This window comes from Kribbella sp. NPDC056951 (assembly GCF_042674205.1).
Lineage (GTDB): Bacteria > Actinomycetota > Actinomycetes > Propionibacteriales > Kribbellaceae > Kribbella > Kribbella yunnanensis.
Genome location: NZ_JBHUQZ010000008.1, coordinates 105,075 through 128,563, shown reverse-complemented (window position 1 = coordinate 128,563; position 23,489 = coordinate 105,075). Strand labels below are relative to the sequence as shown.

Here is a 23,489-nt window from a genome sequence, read left to right as displayed (position 1 = left end):
ACCGAGAACGCCCCTGGCTGAGGCCGGGGGCGTTTTTCGTTGTGGTCTAACTGCTTGCGCGCGTCTTCGGTATGTCGAAAACTTCTTCCATGCCGCCCGAATTGTCTCGACGACGCGCCCTCCAACTGGCCGGTGCTGCGACTGCCGCCGGTCTGACGTCCACCAGCACAGCAGCCAGTACGGCGGCCGCCGCGCCCGCCGCAGTTGCCCAGGCCCAGCAGGCTCAGGCGGCGGGTGTGTTCGGCGAACCAAATGTCCAGGAGGCCCTGCGGTGGTGGGCCCCACAGCGGGGTGTCTGGACGCCGGTCGGGTGGAAGTCGCACCTGTTCCGGTTCGACATGTTCTACAACGGCACCATGGTGTGCCAGCCGGCGGTGGCGCTGCCGGTCGGTCACCCCAAGCCGTACCTGGACGCCTACGTCAACAAGGACTTCCAGGTAACCCCCGTGATGCCGGACCGCGGGGTCACCCCGCCGATGCCGACCGGGCGCTACTACCTGTACAAGGGCGACTTCGGAGTCGGCATCCAGGGCTGGCAGCAGGACAAGCACACGCCGGTGCTGTGGACCGAGCACCGGCGGCAGGAGGGCGTCGTACTGCGTCAGTCGGTGTTCGCGCATCTCCGCGGTGCCCCTGACGTCCAGACGGCGCTGGAGCCGATCTACGCATGGACGCGGTTCTCGATCGAGCAGGTGAGTGAGGTGCGGCCGCCGGCGTCGTTCTCCTTCGTTCTGCGGCTCAGCAAGGCATACATCAAGCACCGGATCGATCCGCCGCAGCAGCAGGACGCCTTCGTCACCATGGAGGTCATCCCGTCAACGGCACCGCTCGACACCACTCTGAAGATCGAGCAGGTCTTCAACCCCGGACCGGAGCCTGTGCCCGCCCGGGTCTTCGACAGCGCCGGACTGGTCCGGATGGCAGTCAGCGTGCCCGGTGCGACCACGCTGACCGGCGCGAACGGGGTGTACGACCTCACGGTGAACATCCAGGCTCGCAAGGGCGCCTACGTCGACGTACTGGTGCCGATGCTCCCCCAGCCGCGTGCTGAGATCGACGCTGAGCTAGCCCTCGGGTACGCCGGTGCTCTCGCGCAGGCGGAGACGTATTGGGCCAAGAAGCCGGCCACCGCCGCGTCCATCAGCACGCCGGAGCCGTATGTCGACCAGTTCTTCCGTCGCAGCGTGCAGCTGGCCGAGATCATCGGTGAGAAGAGCCCGGACACCGGCAAGCACACCTTCCTGTCCGGCTCCTACGGCTACGACATGCTGTGGAGTACGCCGACCTCGATGGTCAGCCACATGTTCCTGGACCTCCTCGGCTACCACGACGTGGTGGCGTCGCATCTGGAGCTGTATCTGGCGGTCCAGGGCACGGTGGAGCCGCCGGGTGACGACTACAAGCAGTTCTCCCATGACGGCTTCTTTGCCACCCCAGCGCAGTTGCAGCCGTTCCACTGGCTCAGCGACCACGGCGCGATCCTGGAGGCGGCGGCCCGGCACGTGTTGCTCAGCGGGGACCAGGCGTTCCTGAACCGCTGGCTGACGCCGATCGTGAAGGCCTGTGAGTTCATCCAGCGGGCCTGTCAGTACCAGGGGCATGCGGCGGTGAAGGGGCTGATGCCACCGGGCAAGGCGAACGACACCGCCCAGGTCCAGCAGGCGATCTCGAGTCAGGCCTGGATCCACCGTGGTCTACGGACCGCAGTACAGCTGCTGCAGCGGATCTCGCACCCGCGAGCGAACGAGTTCGCGCAGCTCGCCGACTCCTTCCGGACCATCTACGCGAACACACTTCGCCAAGAGGCGACGACCGCGCCGCGGTGGACCGATCCGAGCGGCGTCAAGCACCCGATCCTGCCCAGCAAGTTCTACGGCAACGAGAGCGCCTGGCCGGACCTGGAAGCGTTCGACGGTGGCGCCCTGATGTCGGTCTATGCCGATCTGCTCCCCGCCGACGATCCGCTGATGACGTCGTTCGTCGAGTTCTTCCGGGTCGGCCCCAACGTGGCCAACTTCGACCCCGCGCACCACACCGCGCTCGACCGGGTCGTCCTGGATCACGAGCAGAGCAGCGGTGAGCCCTGCTACAGCTGGAACCTCTTCCACAGCTGGCAGCGAGGCGACCGCGCACATTTCCTCGAAGGGCTGTACGGCCTGCTCACCGGCGCGATCTCGCCGGACACGTTTATCTCCGGCGAGCATCGGCACGGCATGTACGGGACGCTCTTCACCCAGCCGCTGATCACCTGGGCCGCCCGGCACGCGGTGATCGACGACGCGGTGACCGCCGGCGAACTACACCTGCTCCGGATCTGCCCGCTCGCCTGGATCTCGAAGGACTCCGAGACGGTGTTCGACAAAATGCCCACGCTGTTCGGACCGATGTCGCTGCGCTTCCGGCTGTCCGCGGACGGCAAGACACTCAACGTCACCCACTCGACCAACTGGGCGCAGAACCCGAGCAAGGTCACGGTTCACCGGCCTCCGGTCCCGGGACTGGAGCGGCTGGTCGTCAACGGAACGGAGGTCAACTGATGATCGACGTCACTGGCGATGGCAAGGCCGACATGGTGATCCGCCGGAACGGCCGCCTCATCGTGTACCCGCACAACGGTCAGTCGGCGAGCAACCCGTGGACGACCTCCTACGACACGAACACGACGGGGTGGGACATCGCCCGGGTCATCTTCCTGGCCGACGCGACCGGCACCGGCAAGGCGGATCTGGTGATGGTCCGCAATGACCAGACCCTCCACGTGTATCCGCACAACGGGCTGAGCGGGAACGCGGCCGGCTGGAACTCGCCGTACTCGACCGGCCTCACCGGCTGGGACATCGCGGACTGGATCGGGATGGGTGACCTGACCGGTGACGGCAAGCCGGACCTGGTGAGCCGCCGCCGCGACGGCAGCATGTGGACCTACCCGCACAACGGCAAATCCGGTACGGCGGCCAACTGGACCGGACCGTTCAGTGTCGGGGTGAACTGGAACTCGACCACCGCCCTGCTCGTCGGTGATGTCACCGGCGACGGACGTGCCGATCTGGTGGCCCGGGACGGGTCCGGCAACCTGACTGTCCATGTGACCGCGACAGGCGCTCAGATCGCCGCAGGGAGCGGCTGGGGGCTGGCCAACGTGATGTTGCTGCAGGACGTGACCGGGGACGGTCGGTTGGACATCACTGTCCGTGACAGCAGTGGCGCCGCGGGGGTGTATCCCCACAGCGGCGCCACGACCAGCAATCCGTGGAGCTCGGGTCGCTACGCTGCCGGCGGCGGCTGGCAGGAGGCGACCCTGATGGCCCTCTAGCCCTTTAGCTAGCTGAGCGCTGAGCCTTGCTTGTACTTCTCGTAGGGCAGGTTCCAGTCGGTCCAGCCGTTACCGGCGGTCATGTACCGCTTGGTGCCGGTCACCACGACGGGGTCGCCGCGCAGCGTCTGGTTGAAGAACCACTGGCCGTTGGCCAGGCTCATCCCGACGCAGCCGTGGCTGACGTTGGCGCTGCCCTGGCTGCCGCTCGACCACGGGGCGCCGTGGATGAACTCGCCGGAGCTCGTCACCCGCTGGGCCCACTTCACGTCGTGGATGTCGTAGTACTCCGGGTCGCCGGGCTGAATGCCGACGGTCCGGGCGTCCATCCGCTTGGTGGCGAACTTCTCCATGATCACCTTCACCCCGCTGCGGGTGGTGAAGCCGTCCTTGCCGGCGGTGATCGGGATGGTGCGGGCCAGCTTGCCGTTGATGGTCACCGTCATCGTGTGCTTCGCTACGTCGACCTTGCTGACCACCGACTTGCCGATCGCGAACTTGATCTCGCGGCTGGCGGCACCCCAGGTGCCGTTGCCGGCGTTCACCCCGGCGGTCTTGATCAGCACCGTGACCTTGGTGCCGGCCGGCCAGTACGCCTTCGGCCGGTAGTTGACCTGCTTGTTGTTCACCCAGTGCCAGCTGCCCTCGACCGGGACCGAGGTCTTGACCTCGAGCCGCTTCTCGACCGCGGCGCGGTCGGTGACCGGGTTGTTCCAGTAGATCTGGATCGGGAGCGCGACGCCGACGGTCTCGCCGTTCAGCGGGACGACCGAGGCCTTCAGGTTCCTGGTCGCCTTCAGGGTGGTGAAGCTCGAGGAGATCGGCACATTCGCGCCGTCGGTGCCCTCGGCCGAGCCGCTCAGCGTGTACGTCGCTCCGGGCTTGACCCCGGGGCCGGCCGTCCACTGGGTCTTGTCGGCGTTCAGGGTGCCGTCGACGGTGTCACCGTCGTCGTCCTTGAGCGTGACCGACTTGATCGTGCCCACCGAGGTGGTCACGGTCACCGGCTTGTCCGGCGCGACCGCCTTGGCGCCGTTCGCCGGGACCACCGCGACATTGGCCGCGGCCGGGTTGTCCGACGGCGTCGCCGAGGTGCCGGGAGGCGTCGACACACCCGGCGTACTGCTGCTCTGGGTGCCACCGGGGCCCGGCTTGGCGCCGCCCTCGGTGTCGCTGCACGCGGTGCCGGCCAGCAGCATCGCCGCGATTCCCACCACGGCCAGGCCGTGTTTCCTGCTTACCATTCCCCAGTTCTCCCCTGTATCCGTCAACCGCCGCCCAGCGTAACCCGTCGTTCCTCAGACGCACGAAAACGCCGTCCGGTTGGCCCGGACGGCGTTCTCATGATGCTTTCAACTATCAGTGAGCGTGGTCACCGCGGTAGTACTCGAAGATGAAGCCCGACAGCGTGACGATCCCGATCGCGCACCCGGCGATGAACAGCCACCAGCCGAAGACCAGGCCGAGCACGACCACCGACAGCGTGAGGGCGCAGAACAGCGGCCACCACGAGTGCGGCGGGAAGAAGCCGAGCTCACCGGCCCCGTCCACGATCTCGGCTTCCTTGCGGTCCTCCGGACGGGCGTCCATCCGGCGGGCGGTGACGCTGAGGTAGAACGCGATCAGCAGCGACAGGAAGAACGTCATCACCAGTGCGGTGGTCCCGGTCGGGTCCTCCGACATCAGCCAGTAGATCGGCGTGACGACCAGTACGAACACGCTCAGGAGTCCGAAGACCCAGGCCTCGACCTTCACGCGCCGTCCTTCCCTTCGTTCTTCGCCGCGTTCTCCTCGAGCAGGGCCACGCGGCCCTGGTCCTCGCCGGCATCGAGCAAGTTGTCAGCTGCGGCCCGGTTGGCCGGGTACTCGGCGAGTGCCAGCTCCGGGTGGTGCAGGTCGAAGGCCGGGCTCTCGGACCGGATCCGCGGCAGCTTGTCGAAGTTGTGCCGCGGCGGCGGCGAACTGGTCGCCCACTCCATGGATCGGCCCCAGCCCCACGGGTCGTCGGTGTTGACCAGCGGTGCCTTGCGGGACTTGTAGACGTTGTAGAAGAACGGCAGCATCGACAGGCCGAGCACGAAGGCGCCGACGCTGGAGACCTCGTTCAGCGTGGTGAAGCCCTCGTTCGCCCCGTACGACGCGTAGCGCCGCGGCATCCCCTCGACGCCCAGCCAGTGCTGCACCAGGAACGTCGTGTGGAAGCCGATGAACAGCAGCCAGAAGTGCAGCTTGCCGAGGCGTTCGTCGAGCATCCGGCCGGTCATCTTCGGCCACCAGAAGTAGAACCCGGCGAACATCGCGAACACCACCGTGCCGAAGACGACGTAGTGGAAGTGCGCGACCACGAAGTACGAGTCGGACAGCTGGTAGTCCAGCGCCGGCGAGGCCAGGATGATGCCGGTCAGGCCGCCGAACAGGAACGTCGTCAGGAAGCCGATCGACCAGAGCATCGGGGTCTCGAACGAGACCGATCCGCCCCAGATCGTGCCGATCCAGTTGAAGAACTTCACCCCGGTCGGGACCGCGATCAAGAACGTCATGAACGAGAAGAACGGCAGGTTCACCGCTCCGGTGACGAACATGTGGTGGGCCCACACCGCCACCGAGAGGATGCCGATACCGAGCGTCGCGGCGACCAGGCCGATGTAGCCGAACAGCGGCTTGCGGCTGAAGACCGGCAGGATCTCGGTGATGATGCCGAAGAACGGCAGCGCGATGATGTAGACCTCTGGATGCCCGAAGAACCAGAACAGGTGTTGCCAGAGCAGTGGACCGCCGTTCCCGGCGTCGAAGACGTGAGCCCCCAAGGCTCGATCCGCCTCCAGCATCAGCAGCGCGCCGGCCAGGATCGGGAAGGCGATCAGGACCAGGATCGAGGTCACCAGGATGTTCCAGGTGAACATCGACATCCGGAACATCGTCATCCCCGGGGCGCGCATGGTGATGATCGTGGTGACGAAGTTCACCGCACCGAGGATGGTGCCCAGACCGGCCATCCACAGACCCATGATCCACAGGTCACCGCCGATCCCCGGCGAACGGACCGCGTTCGACAGCGGGGCGTAGGCGAACCAGCCGAAGTCGGCGGCGCCACCGGGGGTGAAGAAGCCGCTGATCGTGATCAGGCCGCCGAACAGGAACAGCCAGAAGCTGAACATGTTGAGCCGCGGGAACGCGACGTCGGGAGCACCGATCTGGACCGGCATGATCACGTTCGCGAAGCCGACGAACAGCGGCGTCGCGAAGAGCAGCAGCATGATCGTGCCGTGCATCGTGAAGAGCTGGTTGTAGACCTCTTCGTTCACGATCTGCAGACCCGGCTTGGCCAGCTCGGCCCGGATCAGCAGCGCCATCACGCCGCCGATCAGGAAGAACGCGAACGAGGTGATCAGGTACAGGTGGCCGATCAGCTTGTGATCGGTCGTCGTCATCCACTTGACCGCGATCTGGCCCTTGCTACGCCGCCGCGGCAGTGCCGCACTCGTCCCGATGGCGCCGGAGCGCTCGGCGAAGTCGGTCATTTCCCGCCCTCCTGCTCACCGTGACCAGGAATGGTGGTCGCGTCCTTGCCGCCGACGGCGGCACCGGTCTGGCCGCGGTCGGCCAGTTCCTTGAGGTGCTGGTCGTACTCGGCGCGGGTGACCACCTTGACACTGAAGATCATCCGGCTGTGGTAGAGCCCGCAGAGCTCGGCGCACTTGCCGGCGAACGTACCGGTCTTGGTCGGCGTGACCTCGAACTTGTTGGTCCGGCCCGGGATCACGTCGAGCTTGAAGTAGAACGACGGGACCCAGAAGGAGTGGATGACGTCCGGCGAGGTCAGGTCGAAGTGCACCGACTCGTTCACCGGGAGCCACAGCTCGGCGGGCTTGTCGAGCGTGCCGGTCTCCCAGACGCCCTCCTGCCCGTTGACCTGCTCCTTGTAGTTGAAGGTCCACTGCCACTGCTGGCCGACCACGTTCACCGTGTGCTGGGGCGTGCCCGACATCCTGGTGATCTGGTTGCCGTGCTCGACGGTGTAGAAGAAGAGCACCCCGATGATCGCGAACGGGGCCAGCGTGTACAGCACCTCGAGCGGCAGGTTGTACCGCACCTGCTTGGGTGCCTCGTCGTTGCGCTTGCGGTAGCGCACCACGACGTACAGGATCAGGGCCCACACCGCGACGCCGATGATCAAGGCCGCGATCCACGCGCCGATCCAGAGACTGCGGACAGCCTCGGTCCGGTCCGAGGCGGCCTCGGGGAGACCGAGTCGTTTCCACTGCTCAGTGGTCTCCGACGAACAACCGGTCAGCAGCACGGTGCCGAGCACCGTTGCCGCCGCGGCCAGCAGCCGTCGTTTCGCCGGACGTGTGGCGCGGGCAGGACCTGCCATGCGCTCCTCCACTCCGGACGTGCCGTTCGAACCCACGGGGCGCCTTTCCCTTCCCAAGTGAGACTGACGACCAAACACTACTGGACACCAAACGCCGTCCTGCGCATAGGTAGGCCTTAGCGTTTCCCCTGTGGATGAGCGTGGGTATTTGGACGCTGCGTCGGCGGAGCCTCTGCATCCGGCCGCGCGGGAAATGTTGCTCTCGGCAGTGGATTCCGGGTGGGCCGATCCGGTCCGCCTCTACCACGAGGGACGGACGGCCCGGCTGCTGCTGGACAACGCCCGGGCGGTACTTGCCGAGGGCGTCGGAGTGCGCCCTGACGAGCTCTACCTGACCACCTCCGGTACGGCGGCCATCCGCGCCGGACTGTCCGCCGTACTGGCTGCTCGGCGGCGGGTCGGGGCGGCGGTCGTCCACAGTGCGGTGGAGCATTCCGCCGTACTGCACACGGCTGGTGATGCCGGTGTGGAGGTCGGGGTGGACCTGCTGGGCCGAGTGGACCTGGAGGCGTTCACCGAGGCAGTCCGGCAGCCCGGAGTGGCGGTGGCGGTGCTGCAGTCGGCCAACCACGAGGTGGGGACGCGGCAGCCGATCGAGGGGGCGGCTGCGGCGTGTGGCGACGTGCCGCTGTTCGTCGACGCAGCGGCGTCGCTCGGGCACGACGTCGTACCGGGTGGGTGGTCGGTACTGACGGCGAGTGCGCACAAGTGGGGTGGCCCGGCGGGTGTCGGGCTGCTGGCGGTTCGGAAGGGCACCCGGATCGCACCGGCCTGGCCGATGGACGAGCGGGAGGACGGCCTCTCCCCCGGGTTCCCTGACGTTCCCAACCTGCTGGCCGCAGCGGCCGCGCTGCAGGCCCGGCTGGCGGAGGCTGCGGAGCTGGACCGGCAGCACCGGGCGTGGATCGCGGAGATCCGGCAGCGGGTGGCCGCGGATGTTGCCGATGTCGAGGTGGTGGGTGATCCGGAGGACCGTCTGCCGCATGTGCTCACGTTCTCGTGTCTCTACGTGGACGGTGAGGCGTTGGTCACCGCACTGGACGCTTCGGGCTTCGCTGTTTCCAGTGGCTCCGCCTGTACGTCGAGTACGTTGCGACCGTCACATGTGTTGGCGGCGATGGGTGTGCTCACCCACGGCAATGTCCGGGTCTCGCTGGCCCGGACGACGACGTACGGCGAGGTCGACCGGTTCTGCACGGTGTTGCCGGGGATCGTGGCGCGGATCCGGGCGGAGGTTGGGATGTGAACGTGGAGCTGGACTGCCGTGGGCTGCTCTGCCCACTCCCGGTGATCAAACTGGCCAAGGCGCTACCGACTGTCGCCGTGGGCGAGACCGTGATCGTGCTGGCCGACGACCCCGCTGCGGCGACGGACATCCCGGCCTGGTGCCGGATGCGGTCGCAGGAGCTGGTTTCGGCGTCCGAAAATGTGTATGTGGTCCGGCGGGTCAGCTGACACACTCCGCTGCGTGACCGACTTTTCTGACAAGCCGACGCTGACTGGTGAGCTCGTCGTACTGCGACAGGTGACCGAGGACGACTACCCCGCGCTCGCCGCGGCGATGGACGACCCGGACGTGGCCCGGTTGACCGGGAGCCACGAGGAGATCGGCGAGGAGCGGGCCCGGCAGTGGTACCGGACCCGGCAGGATCAGACCGACCGGCTGGACCTCGCGATCGTCGACAAGGCCTCCGGGCTGGTTGTCGGCGAGGCGGTGCTGAACGAGTGGGACCCGGACAACCAGTCCTGCAACTTCCGGATCCTGATCGGGGCTTCCGGGCAGGGCCGTGGGCTCGGGAGCGAGGCGACCCGGCTGATCGTCGGCTACGGGATCGAGAAGATCGGTCTGCATCGGATCAGCCTCGGCGTGTACGCGTTCAACCCGCGGGCCCAGCGTGCCTACGAGAAGGCTGGGTTCGTGGTCGAGGGCGTGTTCCGGGACGCGTTGCTGTGGGACGGCGAGTGGGTTGACGAGGTCATGATGTCGGTGCTCGCGACAGACTGGATACAGTCCGAGGCGTGATCGACGCCGACCGCATCGCCGTACTGACTGGGGCAGGGATCTCCACTGCCTCCGGGATCCCCGACTTCCGGGGGCCGCAAGGGGTGTGGACGAAGAACCCGGCGGCACAGGCGATGTTCGACATCGACGAGTACGTCGCTCGGCGCGAGGTGCGCGTGGAGGCGTGGAAGTTCCGGCTGGCCGCACCGGCGTGGACGGCCGAGCCGAACGCCGGTCATCTCGCACTGGTCGAGTTGGAGCGGCAGGGCCGGCTGACCGGTCTGATCACGCAGAACATCGACGGCCTGCATCAGAAGGCCGGGTCGGCACCGGAGTTGGTTCACGAACTGCACGGCACGGTCTGGTTCGTCGACTGCCTGCAGTGCGAGCGGCGGATCCCCATGGCCGACGTACTCCCCCGGCTGGACGCCGGTGACGAGGACCCGGCGTGTGAGGTGTGCGGCGGCATTCTGAAGTCCGCCACGATCTCGTTCGGCCAGGCGCTCGACGTGACCGTCCTGGACGCCGCAGTCGCCGCTACCGAAGCTGCTGACGTGTTCATCGCGATCGGCACCTCACTGCAGGTCTACCCGGCCGCAGGGCTGTGTGACATCGCCCTGCGAGCGGGTAAACCACTCATCATCCTGAACGCGCAGGAGACGCCGTACGACGAAGAGGCGGCGACCGTGCTGCGCACTCCGATCGAGACGACCCTGCCCGGCTTGTTCAGCTGAGCGAACCGCCCAGGTCGGCCCACCCGCTCCACCCCGAACCGAGGGCGGACTGCCACGACGTCCGGAGCTTGCCGTCGGCATCGATCGTGAACGTCACGCCGGCTCCCCCGACGCTGTCGGTGTTGCGGACGTCGGAGTGGGCCACCTGCTCTCCATTCAGCTTCCCGTCCTGCCAGTTGCCGCCGGGAGTGAGCTGCCACATCACCCAGCCGCGGTTGTCGGACCCACGGACGGACAGGCTGAGTCCGCCGGTGTTGTCGAGGGTGACTCGTGGGCTGCCCTGGGCAGTGATGCCACCCAGCCGGGCCAGCCCGGTGAAGGCGGCACCCCGGGACGGCTGCCAGGTCGTGGAGACCGCGTTCTCGGGGGTCCGGTAGAAGACGCTGAACGCACCGCTGTAACTCATCACGAGGTCCGGGTCAGAGCCGATCGAGCCCGGTAGCTCCTTCCACGGCACCCAGGCGCTGCCGATACTCGGCTGCCAGCTGTTCTGCAGCTTGTTGTTCGTATCTCGCACCACCATCACCATCAGACCGTCAAGACTGACGTCCACCGCGGGCTTGCCCACCATGGTGGTCCCGCCGATCTTCTCGGACCGCCAGCCACCGTCACGCTGCCAGATCGTGACTGGCACACCGTCGGTACCGCGGACGAACAGGCTGATCAGTCCGTCGTCCCCGACCACGGCGGCCGGGTCACCACCGACGACAAGGTCCAGCACGATCTCCCAAGCGCCCCAGTCGCCACCCGGGCCGGTCTGCCGACTGGTCCGGATTCGGCCGTCGGCGTGGCGCACGAAGGCTGTCAGCCCACCGTCGCGCCGGACGACGACCTCTGGCTTCCCAGCGGCGTCCACCGGCCACAGGTTGACGAACGGATCCCACGTGCTGCCGGCTGTCCGCTGCGACGTGCTCTGGATCATGCCGTTGCGGTTCCGCTCGAACACCGACATGGCGCCGTTGTCGTGCCGGACGACATCGGTCCCTCGCGCAACGCCGGCGAGATCGAGCAGGTCGTCCAGAGTGCCCGGCACCGCGAGCCGGAACGACGTGTTCGCGTCGTTCAGCGCGGCGTAGATCTCGTCGCGCCGGGCCCGGTAGCCGGTCAGGTCACCAGCAGCCTTGGCCTGCAGCGCCCGTACGGCGGCGATACCGGCCCGGCTCCTGCGTTCGGTCCGGGCCAGCCAGGGCTCGGAGTCGCGCAGGAACGATGGATTGCCGAGCCCGGCCCGCAACTCCGCCGGAGCGGCACCCAGACGAGCGAGGTAGTCGGTCAGTGCAGCAGCCGGAGCGGTCAGGTCCCGGCCGGCTCGATACGCCTCGATGAATGCGCGCACGTGTGGCGTGAGAGGCGCCGACGAGTCAGCGGTGAGTACCGAGCCGGTGTGCACCTCGGCGTACCGGCGCAGCGCATCAGCGGCCGGACCACCGAGCTCGGTGAGAATCCGCTGCCAGGCCGCCTGCGGCTGGTAGGCGGTGGGGTTCCAGGCGTACTCCGCGGCGGTACCCAGGGCGATCAGCGACGGCTCTGCCTCCTGCATCTCGTTGATCAGGAAACCCGTCGCGTACTGCGGCAGACCGGCGTCCCGGCCGACGAGCGGACCGAGGTGCTGGGCTGTCGGGGTGTAGTCGTTCACCGGGTAGTTGTCGAAGATCAGCAACTTGCGGCCACCGAACGCCGCCGACGCCGCAGCCGCGTCGTCCGTGGTGATCGTCGGTGACACCACCTCCCGACCGGTCCAGAAGATGTCCACGTCGGTCGGGATCAGTGCGGCGAACCGGGTGCGGTACGGCGTCGTGCCGGTACCCCAGTAGTCGGTCGGGACGGTGAGGAGCCGGGCACCGGGGTGGGTCTTGACGAAGCGGTCGTAGACGTCGTTGACCACATGGGCCTGGGCCGCCCCGAGCGGGCTCGCATCAGAGCCGAAGGCGCGCTCGTCCTCAGGACAGCGGAACTCGCCGCCCACGTCGTCCCAGCCGATCGAGAACGTCCGCTCGCCCAGGTCCCAGAGCTGCTGGTACCTGGCGATCAGCGCGTCCTTGTCCGCTTGACGGATGTGGCAGATCCCGAATTGCTTCGCGATTTCCGGCGAGGCGTTGGCCTCGGGGTTGATCCGGTAGATGAACTCCACCTGATTCGCCTTGGCGCGCTCGATCGCCCCGCGCATCCGTTCGACATCTGCGCCGGTGTAACGCGTGCGCCACTCGGCACCTGCGGTGTGCGGGTCGCCGCTGACCGTGTACTGGAACGCGTTCATCCGGTGCCGGCCCAGGAAGTCCAGGTGGTTCAGCAGATCGGCCTGCTGCCAGGGCTGGCCGTAGAACGACTCCATGCCACCGCGGAGTGCGAACGCAGGCTCGTCGACGATCGCCACACTGGGCACCGAGCCGGCCTTGGTCAGCTGGGCGAGCGTCTGCTCACCGTAGAAGGTGCCGGCCGCGTCATGGCCGACCAGGACTGCCAGTTTCTCGCCCTGGTATGAGCCGATGCCGAGGACATAGCCACCGGGTTTCAGACCGGCGGCGGACGGCAGGGACCAGGCCGACAACGCACCGGCGGCGCGTGCGCTCGCCGTACCGGTCTCTTTGACCACGGTGAGCCCGGACAGGTCGGAACCGAGGCGGCGGATCGACTGTGGTGCTGGAGACAGGGTGGGCAGGTCGTCTGCTGCGGCGGCCGGGGCTGTTGTGGTCAACAACCCCGCGCCGAGCGCAGCGACCAGTAACCAGTGGCGCTTCACCAGGTGTCCCGTTTGAAGCCGGTCGTCGGGTCCCATTCCCAGTGGCTCAGGGCTGTGGTGGCCGACTGGGCGAAGATGTGCTGCTGGTTGTTGTAGACCGACACGGCCGGGTCGGACTGGACCTGACCACCCCAGTTTGCGAAGGTGATCTTGTCGGTCGGCTGGTCCCACCACCAGTGGTACAAGGTGTCGTCAGCACCTCTGGCCACCACGTGTTGCTGGGTGCCGTAGCGGTAACTGGCCGGAGTGCCCTTGAAGCCGGCCGGTGCGCCGGTCCACTTGTCGCTGCGAAGTCCGTCCACGTCGGACCACCAGTGGAACAGCTGTCCGTCGGCGGCCTTGGCGAAGGCGTGGTTCTGGCCGTCGTAGGTGAAGGTCGTGGGATCGGAGTACGCCTCGCCGCCCCAGGACTCGACCTGCGGTTGGGGAGCGTCTGCCTTCCACCACCAGTGATACAAGCGGTTGTCCGTGCCCCGGGCGACTACGTGCAGCTCATCGCGAGCGGCGAAGGCGGACGGCTTACCTGCGATCGGTACGGCGGCCTTGGGCCAGGTGTTGACCTGCTGACCGCTCGCCGCGTCCCAGGACCAGTGGGTCAGACCACCGTCAGCCGAGCGAGCGAAGACGTGGCGCTGGTTGCCCCAGACCACCGGTGCTGGGTCGGAGTAGGCCGCGCCACCTAGGTCGGCCGTCTGGACTGCTGCCTGCCCTTCGGTCCAGGACGAGGTGAGCAAGGTGTCGGTCTTGCTGCGCGCGAAGACGTGCTGCTGGTTGTCGAAGGCCAGGCCGACCGGCTTGCCCTCGACCGGACTGGCGGCGGGCCACACATCGCGCTCCACACCGATTCCGGGAGAAGACCACCAGTGCTGGAGGTTCCCGTTGGTTGCCGGCGCGAACACGTGGTTCTGGTACTTCCACGCGAACGCCGACGACCCTGCCGGCTCCTCCGGCCCCACGGCCGAGCCGGCGCCGTACACCTCCAGCTCATCCATCAGGGTCACCGTGCCGGGGTCCGTGCCGCGGTGATTGAACGACACCCGGACCCAGCGCGCCTGCACCGCCGGGAACGCGATGTCGTACCAGACCTTCGACTGCCCGGCCGGGTCGACACCGGTGACCGTCTTGCGCGCGGTGTAGTTGGTCCCGTCCGTACTGGTCAGAACCGTCAGCTCGTCCGGGCGGTAGTGCTGGTACTCCTCGTAGGCATGCACCTTCGCCTCGGCGACCCGCTGCACCGAGCCGAGGTCGATGGTCATGTCGGTGTAGCGGTTGGCGTTCTTGATCGTCTTCCAGCCCACGCCCCGCAGGTCCGACCAGTCGTCCCCGATCTGGCCGTCGGTGAGCTGGCGATTGCCCTCATCCGGTTGATCGTCCGGGTTCGGCAGCAGGTGGTACGTCTTGCCGGCCGCCAGGTTGGCCAGGGCCAGCCGGTGCCCGGAGACCTCGAACGAGTTCAGCTGGTACGCCGAGCTTCCGCCGGTCACCTCGAGTCGCAGGTAGCGCGCTTTGCCGACGAATCCGATGAAGTCGTCACCGCCGTCACCTGTGGTGGTCGAATAGGCGTCCACCCAGTTGGTGCCGTCGTACGAGGTCTTCACGCGGTAGTTGTTCGCAGGAGCGGCGGACCACTTGAGGTGGATGCCGTCCAGCCGGCTCTGGTTCCGCAGGTCGATCTGGAGCCACTGCGTCCCGGTGGCCGGGCGCCAGCCGGTGACGTCGTTTCCGTCAACCGCCTTGCTCGCCTCGAACCCGGCGCCGGCAGACGAGCTGCTGGTGGCGGTCTTGTCGAGGGCGTGGTCCTGAGCGATCACCGGCAGGCCGGCTGCCGCATCCAGAGCCATCCGCCGGATGCGCTGCTGGAAGGTGGTGTCCATGACGTACTTGTCACCGCGCTGCGCCATGCTGGTGGCCAGGTCCTTGGCCAGGCCAGGGTTGCGCTTCCCCAGCAGGTTCAGGACTTCCCAGTCCTCGATGCCGTCGCGCAGCGACTCGTAGCGGGGCGAGGACTCGAAGGTCATCCGGCTCGGGTTGGTGTCCGCCCGGACGATGAAGCCGTCGCCCTTGCCGGGCTGGTCGTTCATCGGGTACTGCCAGTTCATCCAGGCCCAGTGCAGGTAGCCGGTGACACCGCGCGAGTAGGCGTACCACATGGTCATCCGCTGGTGCCACTGCGGCTGGTCGACGAACCTGTTCAGGAAGTTCCCGGCCGGACCGATGCAGTTGTACAGCCAGAGCTGCTTGCCGTGGTCGTCCCGCTCCTTGTCGTACGTGGCCCGGTGCCGGTCGTACTCGTCGAGGATGGGGATCATGACGTCGGCTTCCTTGGACTGCTCCACGCCCGACCAGAGCATGGCGTCACCGATCTTCACCTCGGGCCACCGGGCGCGGATGGTGCGCTCGAGGGTGAACCACGTCGGGCTGCCGGCCTCGTCCGAGACGTGGTGCCACCACATCTTGTCCCAGCCCTTCTCGATCAGGTGCGCCCGCAGTGCGGGGAAGAACTGGTCGTTCCACTTGGTGGCCGGGGTGGAGTCCCAGTCCACCCAGCTGAAGGAAGCCTGCGTGGTCCCCGGAAGGGTCTTCCCGAGCACCTCGGTGAGGAACTTGCCCTGCGGCCGATTGGGGTCGTACCAGGGCGACTTGCGGTCGTCGTGCGGCCCGGACATCGTGAAGCCTTCCAGGCGCTTGATGTGCCCGGCCCGCATGATCCGCTCGACCACCTGGTCGAAGCGCGTCCAGGTGAACTGGTAGTTGCCCGCGTCGTCCACCTTGCTGCCGCCCTCGCGGAGCAGGTGGATCACCGGCAACTGCAGGTTGTTGCCGCGGTACCTGGCCTGCATGGCGGCGTAGTTGTCGACGATCTTCCACCAGGCGTCGTCGTACCGCTTGACGTGGTAGGTGAGCTCGACCGTGTCACCCGCACCGTGGTCCCAGGACGACGGGCCGAGCATGTTGTGCCACAGGACGTTCGTGAACTCGCTGTCCTTGGTCGGCGGGATCACCACGTCGCGCACGTTCGCCGTGATCGGGACCTGGATGTCTCCGACGCTGGTCCGGACCGTCACCGTGCCGGTGTAGAGCCCACCGGCGGCCGTGGTCGGGATGTAGGCGCGGATCCAGATCGACTGGGTCTTGTCCGGCTCGACCGCTAGCGACGGGTCGTTCTGCAGCCGGTCCGGGAACAGACCGGCGCCGGTGCGGAGCAGCGGCGTGACCGACGAGTTGTAGTTGAGGCTCTCGTAGCCGACGAAGTTGTAGCTGAGGTTGGACGCCGCGATGGAGCCCGCGGGACCGGTCAGCGCCGTGAAGTCGACACCGGTGATGGTGTACGCCGGCGAGCGGCGCAAGACGATCTGCGCTCCCTCGTAGTCGTTGCGAGCCGTGTCCAGGGTCAGGTCCTGGCCGGACTCGGCGGACGGCCGGCTGTCGCGGAAGACCGAGGTGTACGCCGACTCCGTCCAGACCGACAATCCACCGGCAGACGGACGTACTGCTTGGGCGGGCGGGTTCGGTGGACTGATCGTCACCACCAACGCACTCGCGAGCGCAAGCGCGAAAAGCTTCCAGGGACGGCGCACGGGGACCTCCTGCACATCGGGCGGACGTCCATCGTCAACCGCCGCGAGCGAGAGCGCCAAGCATTGGTCTAGACCTTTTGATCCTGGTGAAATCACCGTCCGTTTTGTGACGTTCGAAGCCTTCCGTGCCTCTGTGGCCCGGGCTAGCGTCCCCGGGGACCAGGCACGGGAGGGGCAGCAAATGCGCGGGTACAGGCGTTCGGCAGCAGGGGTAGCGGCCGCAGTCATGGTGGTCTCGGGGCTGGGGGCTCCAGCACAGGCACAGGTGTCGGCGGACAGGGTGATCACGCTCGCCGGCTCACTGCAGAGTGAGCTGGGTTGTCCGGGTGACTGGGACCCCGCCTGTACGGCGAGCAGTCTCGGGACGGCGGCGCCGTACACGAAGGTGTTCGACGTACCGGCCGGGTCGTACGAGTACAAGGTCACCGTCAACGGGAGCTGGGACGAGAACTACGGCGCCGGTGGGGTGCTGAACGGACCGAACATCCCACTGCGGATCGAGGGACCGGCCAAGCTGTCGTTCAGCTACGACGACAAGACGCATGTGGTGTCAGTGCGACCAGTGGAGCTGGCCGGGACGGGAGTGACAGCAGCCGACAAGGCACTGGCTACACCGAGCCTGCGACAGGACCTCACCAAGGAGCGGTTCTACTTCCTGATGGCGGACCGGTTCGCCAACGGGGACAAGAGCAACGACGCCGGCGGTCTGACCGGCGACCGGCTGCAGACCGGGCTCGATCCGGCCGACAAAGGCTTCTACCACGGTGGTGACCTGACCGGAGTCATCCAGAAGCTCGACTACATCAAGGCGCTCGGTACGACGTCCATCTGGCTCACGCCGTCGTTCAAGAACCGGCCGGTGCAAGGTGCGGGCGCCGATGTGAGTGCGGGGTACCACGGCTACTGGATCACCGACTTCACCCAGATCGATCCGCACCTGGGAACCAACGCGGACATGAAGCAGCTGATCGACCAGGCGCACCGCAAGGGGATGAAGGTCTTCTTCGACATCATCACCAACCACACAGCTGATGTGATCGCGTACCAGTCCGGTCAGTACGGCTACATCCCGAAGTCGACGACGCCGTACAAGGATGCGGCCGGGAACGTCTTCGACGACAAGACCTATGCCGGTGGTGACACCTTCCCGCCGCTGGACCGCAACACCTCGTTCCCGAACGTGCCGGTCTTCAAGACTCCGGCCGACGAGACCGTGAAGGTCCCGGCCTGGCTGAACGACCCGACGCTCTACCACAACCGCGGTGACTCGACCTTCGCCGGCGAATCGGCCGAGTACGGCGACTTCGTCGGGCTGGACGACCTGTTCACCGAGCAGCCGCGGGTGCGGGACGGGATGATCGACGTCTACAAGACCTGGGCCGAGCTGGGGATCGACGGTTTCCGGATCGACACCGTCAAGCACGTCAACCTCGAGTTCTGGCAGAAGTTCTCACCCGCCATCCTCGCTGCGGCTCGTAATGCCGGATCCAAGAAGTTCTTCATGTTCGGCGAGGTGTTCGACGCGGACCCGAAGTTCATGTCGACCTACACGACCGCTGGTGCACTGCAGGCGACACTCGACTTCGGGTTCCAGCAGAACGCGGTGACGTTCGCCAAGGGCGACCCCGCGACGAAGGTCCGGGACTTCTACGCGAACGACGACTACTACACCGATGCGGACTCGAACGCGTACCAGCTACCCACGTTCCTCGGGAACCACGACATGGGCCGGGTGGGCACCTTCCTCAAGCAGGGCGGCGCCAACGGGCCGGACCTGCTCGCCCGCGACAAGCTGGCGCATTCGCTCATGTACCTGACGCGCGGCCAGCCGGTGGTCTACTACGGCGACGAGCAGGGCTTCACCGGTCCAGGTGGTGACAAGGACGCGCGGCAGGACATGTTCGCGACCAAGACCGCCGACTACACCGACGACGAGGTCGTCGACGGCACCGGTACGACGACGATCGGCAGCAAGGACCGGTACGACGTCAACGCGCCGATGTACAAGCACATCGCAGCCATGGCAAACGTGCGCGCCCAGTACCCGGCGTTGTCGGACGGGCGGCAGGTACACCGGTACTCGTCGAACGCCGGTGGGTTGTACGCGTTCAGCCGGGTTGGTGCGGACAACGTGGAGTACCTGGTGGTCGCCAACAATGCGACCACGGCCAAGTCCGCGACGATTCCGACGTACGGGCCGCACACGTGGCTCAAGCCTGTGTATGGCGGCGCCAAGCCGGTGCGGACCGACCGCGAGGGTCGGGTGCTGCTCAGCCAGGCGCCTCTGTCGGTGACTGTGTACCAGGCTCAGAGCAAGGTGCCTGCACCTTCCAAGGCTCCTGCGGTCTACTTGTCGTCGCCCGAGCCGGGCGGGGTTGTGGGTGGTCGGGCTGAGATCGGTGCGGCCGTTCCGGCGAACACACCGGTCACCGTGACCTTCGGCTACCGCCCAGTGGGTACGTCGGCCTGGCAGCGGCTCGGCTCTGACGACAACGCGCCGTACCGGGTGTTCCAGGATGTCAGCGGTGTGCCGAAGGGCACGCTGCTCGAGTACCGCGCTGTACTGCGAGACTCGGCGGGCCACTACTCGGTGTCCGGCTCGTACGGCGTGGTCGGCGACGCACCGAAGCCAGGTGGCGGTGGTGAGACGGGACCGGTTGTCCAGCCGGCCAATGTGAGTGTTCCTGGTGATCACAACAGCGAGATGGGTTGCCCGGCGGACTGGTCGCCGGACTGCGACCAGGCGCAGCTGGTGCTCGACCCGAAGGACAAGGTATGGAAGCGCACCTACACGATCCCGGCCGGTGAGCACGCGTACAAGGCAGCGCTGAACAAGAACTGGGATGTGAACTACGGCGCCGGTGGCAACCAGAACGGCGCCAACATCTCCTACACGGCACCGGCCGGGCCGGTGACGTTCTACTACGAGCAGGGCCGGCACTCCGCCACCTCCACCGCGGAGGGACCGATCATCACCGTGCCTGGCTCGTTCCAGTCGGAACTGGGCTGTCCGGCCGACTGGGACCCGTCCTGCATGCGACCCTGGCTGACGGACGCCGACGGTGACGGTACCTACACCTGGTCGACGAGTGAGATCGGAGCGGGCAGCTATGAGGCCAAGGTCGCGCACAACCTGTCGTGGGACGAGAGCTACCCGGCTCAGAACATACCGATCACCGTGCCGGGTGATGGACTCGTCGTCACGTTCTCGTACGTGCTCGCGACCCATGCGCTCACTGTGACGACCTCCAAGCCCGGTGCGCAGCCGGACCTCAGCCAGGCCAAGGCTTACTGGCTCTCCCGCGACACCCTCGCCGTACCGGCGGTCGCCCATCCGGAGCAGTCGCGTTGGCGGCTGCACTGGTCGACGACCGGCGGGCTGAAGGTCGACGCGGATGACATCGGCGGTACGTCGGTCGGGTTGCGCTACGACCCGCGTGAGGTGCGCCCCGGGTACACCACGTTGCGGCTCGACCAGGGCGACGTACGGAAGATCCTGACCGGACAGCTCGGGTTGGCTCAGTATGACGATGCCGGGCGGCTGCTGGATGCGACCGGCGTACAGATCCCCGGTGTGCTCGACGATGTGTACGGATCAGCAAGCGAACGTACGTACGGAGTGAGCTGGAGCGGAAGCACTCCGACCTTCACGCTGTGGGCTCCAACTGCCCAGAGCGTGGCACTACAGGTCGGCGGGCAGCGGCTGCCGATGCAGCGCGCTGACGACGGCTCCTGGTCGGTCCGAGGCGCGCGGTCGTTCAAGAATGCGCCCTACCGCTATGAGGTGCAGGTGTATGCGCCCAGCACCGGCAAGGTGGAGACGAACGTCGTCACCGACCCGTACTCGGCCGCACTGACCACCGACTCAACCCATTCGGTCGCAGTGGATCTCAACGATCCCGCGGGCAAACCTGCGCTCTGGTCGAACACTGCTGCGCCGAAGTTGGCGCAGTCCGTCGACTCGACGATCTATGAGCTCCATGTCCGGGACTTCTCGATCAGCGACCCGACTGTGCCGGCCGCTCATCGCGGCACGTACCTCGCCTTTGCGGATGAGGGTGATGGGACGAAGCATCTGCGGACGTTGGCGAAGGCGGGTCTGAACACGGTTCACTTGTTGCCGACGTTCGACATCGCCTCGATCCCGGAGACCGGTCAGCAGACACCTGTCTGCGATCTCAAGTCGTTCCCGGCAGACTCCGAGCAGCAGCAGGCGTGTGTGAGCGCGGTGGCGGCGAAGGACGGTTTCAACTGGGGATACGACCCCTTCCACTGGCTGGCGCCGGAGGGCTCCTACGCGACACAGAAGGACGGGCTCGCGAGAGTCGCCGAGTTCCGCACCATGGTCGGTGGACTGCACCGGTCCGGGCTGCGCGTCGTACTGGACCAGGTCTTCAACCACACGCCCGCCGCCGGGCAGGCGCCGACGTCCGTGCTGGACAAGGTCGTGCCCGGGTACTACCAGCGGCTGAACGCGACCGGGAAGGTCGAGACCTCGACCTGCTGCAGCAACATCGCCACCGAGCACGCCATGGCGGAGAAGATCATGGTGGACGGCACTGTGAGCTGGGCGCGCAACTACCGCGTCGACGGGTTCCGCTTCGACCTGATGGGGCACCACACCAAGGCCAACATGCTGAAGGTGCGGGCCGCGCTCGACAAACTGACGCTGGCCAAGGACGGTGTCGACGGCAAGAGCGTCTACCTGTACGGCGAGGGCTGGAACTTCGGTGAGGTCGCGAACGACGCCCTGTTCGTGCAGGCGCGTCAGGGCAATCTCGGTGGCACCGGGATCGGCACCTTCTCCGACCGGCTGCGCGATGCGGTCCGGGGCGGCGGTCCGTTCGACGACAACCCGCGGGTGCAGGGCTTCGGCTCCGGAGCGGCCAGTGACCCGAACGGCGACCCGATCAACGGCTCAGCAGCGGACCGGGCCAAGCGCCTCGCGCACGACACCGATCTGATCCAGCTGGGCCTGGCCGGCAACCTGCGGTCGTTCAGCTTCCGCTCTGCGGAGACTGGCGCGACAGTGCGCGGTGATGCGGTCGACTACAACGGCTCCCCCGCCGGGTACGCCGACCAGCCGGCTGAGGTGGTCACGTACGTCGACGCGCACGACAACGAGACGCTCTGGGACACCCTGACCTTCAAGCTGCCAACGGACTTGCCGATGGCAGACCGGGTCCGGATGAACACGCTGTCGCTGGCGACGACCGCACTCGCGCAGACGCCGTCGTTCTGGCATGCGGGTGCAGACATGCTGCGCAGCAAGTCGCTGGACCGGAACTCCTACGACTCCGGCGACTGGTTCAACACGCTGGACTGGACCGGCGCCGACAACGGCTTCGGGCACGGTCTGCCGCCGAAGACGGATAACGAGGCGAAGTGGGCCTACATGAAGCCGCTGCTCGGCAATCCGGCGTTGAAGCCGAGCGCGACCGACGTACAGACTGCTTCGGCGGCCGCTGCGGATCTGTTGAAGCTGCGCTTCTCCACACCGCTCTTCCGGCTCGGTTCGGCGGACCTGATCAAGGCCAAGCTCAGCTATCCGCTGAGTGGCGCGACACCAGGTGTTGTCACGATGCGCATCGACGACACCGTCGGTCCGAACGTCGACCCGGCGCTCAAGGGTGTGCTGGTCGTCTTCAACAGCACCGGGTCGACGGTCACGCAGACAGTGCCCGGGCTGGCAGGGCAGTCGGCGGCGTTGTCCCCAGTACAGGCCAGCGGCTCTGACCCGGTGGTGAAGCAGACCACCTGGACCGCCGCGACCGGCACGATCCAGGTGCCGGCCCGGACAGTCGCCGTACTGGAAGTCAGGTAGCCGGCACGCGGACCACCAGCGATGACGGATCGACCTCGGCCGTGAGAGTGCGGCCGGGGTCGATCATGTCGCCGTCCAACTGACGCCGGGCCACACGGTCCGTGGTGACTTGGATTCGGCGGCCGGTGAAGCGCTCCAGGTGGCGTTCGCGCCAGGGCTTGATGACCAAGCCCAGGACGAGCCGCGGCCAGTGGCTGATGCGTCGGGGCGCCAGGACGACGAGGTCGATGACTCCGTCGTCCGCAGTGGCGTCGGGGAGCAGTGGGATGTTCGCCTGCAGCGTGCCGACGTTGCCGATCACCACAGTGCGGGCGCGGCGGCGGATCGGCGGCCGGTCGTCGACTGTGAGCTCGACCCGGACCACGGGGTGGTTGAGGTTCTTCACCGTCGACCATACGTACGCCGCCCAGCCCACCCGCGCCTTCAGATCGTCCGGGGCATCGTCGATGATCGCGGCGTCCAGACCCAGACCGGCCATCACCACGAACCGGTCGTCCGGCAGGTTGTCGCCGGAGATCCGGACGCTGTCGATCCGGCGGTCGGTCCCGTCGAGGACCTCGGCGAGCGCGGTGTCCAAATCGAGCGAGATGCCCAGGTTTCGGGCGAGCAGGTTGCCGGTGCCGGCGGGTAGGACCGCGACTGCGATCCCGGTACCGGCCAGCTCGGCGCAGACCACCCGGACCGTCCCGTCACCACCGGCCACCACGACCAGGTCGACGCCCGCGGCGATCGCCTCCTGGGCCATCGTGACGCCGGCATCTTCGGCCGTGGTCTCGAACCAGGACACCGCGCCGGCACCGCGCGCGGTCAAGGCATCGCCGACGGTACGGCGGAACTGTTCGACGTCTGCCTGCTTGATCGGGTTGACGATCACGGCCGCATGCCAAGAACTCAACTGATTTTGTCCGTCCGGGAAGATAGCG

General features: G+C 67.1%; 14 protein-coding genes. 7 read left to right on the top strand and 7 right to left on the bottom strand.

All coding sequences use genetic code 11. From position 1 onward, the window contains the following. Window positions 1–89: 89 nt before the first annotated feature. A complete protein-coding gene (locus ACFTSF_RS28320; protein ID WP_380157046.1) occupies window positions 90–2,537 on the top strand; it encodes a hypothetical protein in 2,448 nt (815 codons plus the stop codon). Continuing rightward, window positions 2,537–3,313: an FG-GAP repeat domain-containing protein gene (locus ACFTSF_RS28315; RefSeq protein ID WP_380157044.1), complete on the top strand. Its 777-nt coding sequence runs from the start codon at window positions 2,537–2,539 to the stop codon at window positions 3,311–3,313. Before ACFTSF_RS28320 ends, ACFTSF_RS28315 begins: the two co-directional genes overlap by 1 nt. Before the next feature lie 8 nt (window positions 3,314–3,321). On the opposite strand, the gene ACFTSF_RS28310 is transcribed toward ACFTSF_RS28315, so the two are convergent. The 4 genes from ACFTSF_RS28310 to coxB form a co-directional block, all read right to left on the bottom strand. Beyond that, window positions 3,322–4,557 (bottom strand): Ig-like domain-containing protein, encoded by a 1,236-nt coding sequence (locus ACFTSF_RS28310; RefSeq protein WP_380157042.1) that lies wholly within the window; start codon window positions 4,555–4,557, stop codon window positions 3,322–3,324. A 115-nt stretch (window positions 4,558–4,672) separates the two neighbouring features. Further along, window positions 4,673–5,068, bottom strand: a complete 396-nt coding sequence (locus ACFTSF_RS28305) for a cytochrome c oxidase subunit 4 (RefSeq protein WP_344150545.1) — start codon at window positions 5,066–5,068, stop codon at window positions 4,673–4,675. Then, complete coding sequence (gene ctaD / locus ACFTSF_RS28300; protein WP_344151221.1) at window positions 5,065–6,744, bottom strand: cytochrome c oxidase subunit I; 1,680 nt, start codon at window positions 6,742–6,744, stop codon at window positions 5,065–5,067. Before ctaD ends, ACFTSF_RS28305 begins: the two co-directional genes overlap by 4 nt. 86 nt (window positions 6,745–6,830) lie before the next feature. Continuing rightward, window positions 6,831–7,688: a cytochrome c oxidase subunit II gene (coxB, locus tag ACFTSF_RS28295; protein WP_344150542.1), complete on the bottom strand. Its 858-nt coding sequence runs from the start codon at window positions 7,686–7,688 to the stop codon at window positions 6,831–6,833. A gap of 130 nt (window positions 7,689–7,818) precedes the next feature. Between coxB and ACFTSF_RS28290 the strand changes: the two genes are divergently transcribed. From ACFTSF_RS28290 to ACFTSF_RS28275, 4 genes are read left to right on the top strand one after another with little or no spacing between them, the layout of a single operon-like run. After that, complete coding sequence (locus ACFTSF_RS28290) at window positions 7,819–8,934, top strand: cysteine desulfurase family protein (protein ID WP_380157039.1); 1,116 nt, start codon at window positions 7,819–7,821, stop codon at window positions 8,932–8,934. Beyond that, the gene (locus ACFTSF_RS28285; RefSeq protein WP_380157038.1) at window positions 8,931–9,143 is read left to right on the top strand and encodes a sulfurtransferase TusA family protein; all 213 of its coding nucleotides are present in this window, start codon (window positions 8,931–8,933) and stop codon (window positions 9,141–9,143) included. Before ACFTSF_RS28290 ends, ACFTSF_RS28285 begins: the two co-directional genes overlap by 4 nt. Window positions 9,144–9,156: 13 nt before the next feature. Continuing rightward, window positions 9,157–9,711 carry a GNAT family N-acetyltransferase gene (locus tag ACFTSF_RS28280; RefSeq protein WP_380157036.1) on the top strand — a complete coding sequence of 185 codons (555 nt, stop codon included), beginning with the start codon at window positions 9,157–9,159 and terminating at the stop codon, window positions 9,709–9,711. Next, window positions 9,708–10,424, top strand: a complete 717-nt coding sequence (locus tag ACFTSF_RS28275; RefSeq protein WP_380157034.1) for an NAD-dependent deacetylase — start codon at window positions 9,708–9,710, stop codon at window positions 10,422–10,424. The genes ACFTSF_RS28280 and ACFTSF_RS28275 overlap by 4 nt, the downstream gene beginning before the upstream one ends. Here the strand turns inward: ACFTSF_RS28275 and ACFTSF_RS28270 are convergent. Both ACFTSF_RS28270 and ACFTSF_RS28265 read right to left on the bottom strand, forming a co-directional pair. Next, entirely contained in the window at window positions 10,417–13,164 is a 2,748-nt protein-coding gene (locus ACFTSF_RS28270; protein ID WP_380157033.1) for a beta-N-acetylglucosaminidase domain-containing protein, read from the bottom strand. The genes ACFTSF_RS28275 and ACFTSF_RS28270 overlap by 8 nt on opposite strands. Continuing rightward, entirely contained in the window at window positions 13,161–16,742 is a 3,582-nt protein-coding gene (locus tag ACFTSF_RS28265) for a glycoside hydrolase domain-containing protein (protein ID WP_380157031.1), read from the bottom strand. The genes ACFTSF_RS28270 and ACFTSF_RS28265 overlap by 4 nt, the downstream gene beginning before the upstream one ends. Window positions 16,743–16,923: 181 nt before the next feature. On the opposite strand from ACFTSF_RS28265, the gene pulA reads away from it, so the two are divergent. Continuing rightward, window positions 16,924–22,566 carry a pullulanase-type alpha-1,6-glucosidase gene (pulA, locus tag ACFTSF_RS28260; protein ID WP_380157029.1) on the top strand — a complete coding sequence of 1,881 codons (5,643 nt, stop codon included), beginning with the start codon at window positions 16,924–16,926 and terminating at the stop codon, window positions 22,564–22,566. Here the strand turns inward: pulA and ACFTSF_RS28255 are convergent. Next, window positions 22,559–23,461 (bottom strand): diacylglycerol/lipid kinase family protein, encoded by a 903-nt coding sequence (locus ACFTSF_RS28255; protein WP_380157027.1) that lies wholly within the window; start codon window positions 23,459–23,461, stop codon window positions 22,559–22,561. The genes pulA and ACFTSF_RS28255 overlap by 8 nt on opposite strands. Window positions 23,462–23,489 lie beyond the last annotated feature (28 nt).